Source organism: Tsukamurella sputi (assembly GCF_007858445.1).
Classification (GTDB): domain Bacteria; phylum Actinomycetota; class Actinomycetes; order Mycobacteriales; family Mycobacteriaceae; genus Tsukamurella; species Tsukamurella sputi.
Genome location: NZ_VIGV01000168.1, coordinates 1 through 552 on the forward strand (window position 1 = coordinate 1; position 552 = coordinate 552).

The following is a 552-nucleotide window of genomic DNA, read 5'->3' on the forward strand; positions in this document are numbered from 1 at the left end:
CGCGCGCGATCGCGACCACGGCGGCAGCGGGGTGGGGCTCACCATCAGTCGCGCCATCGTGACCGCGCACGACGGGCACATGTGGGTCGAATCCGACGGACCGGGCCGCGGCGCCGTCTTCGCCTTCACACTCCCCGCGCCCTGATCGCACCTTCACGGAACCTTCACGACGCCGCGGCGGAGCGGCCACACCACGCCGCCACAGTGGTGCCCATGCAGGAGAAACTCAGAGACATCGCGCGTTTCGACGGGCCGTCGTCGATCGTCGTCTTCCTCGTCGCGCTGCCGCTGTCCCTCGGGATCGCGCTGGCCTCGGGCGCCCCGCTCATGGCGGGCCTCATCGCGGGCGTGATCGGCGGCATCGTGGGCGGCCTCCTGGGCGGCTCTCCGCTGCTCGTGAGCGGACCGGCCGCCGGCCTCACGGTGGTGGTGGCGGAGCTCATCGCGACCTTCGGCTGGAAGGTCACCACCGCGATCACCGTCGCCGCCGGCCTGGTGCAGATCGGTCTGGGGCTGAGCCGGATCGCCCGTGCGGCGCTGGCGATCTCCCCG

Annotated in this window: 2 protein-coding genes; both read left to right on the forward strand. The window is 72.6% G+C overall.

Annotated elements, in window-relative coordinates; genetic code table 11:
• A partial coding sequence (locus FK268_RS23655) for an ATP-binding protein (RefSeq protein ID WP_146437894.1) occupies positions 1–145 on the forward strand: 145 nt, incomplete at its 5' end.
• Between the two features lie 68 nt (positions 146–213).
• On the forward strand, positions 214–552 hold a 339-nt coding region (locus FK268_RS23660), incomplete at its 3' end, for a SulP family inorganic anion transporter (protein WP_269434257.1).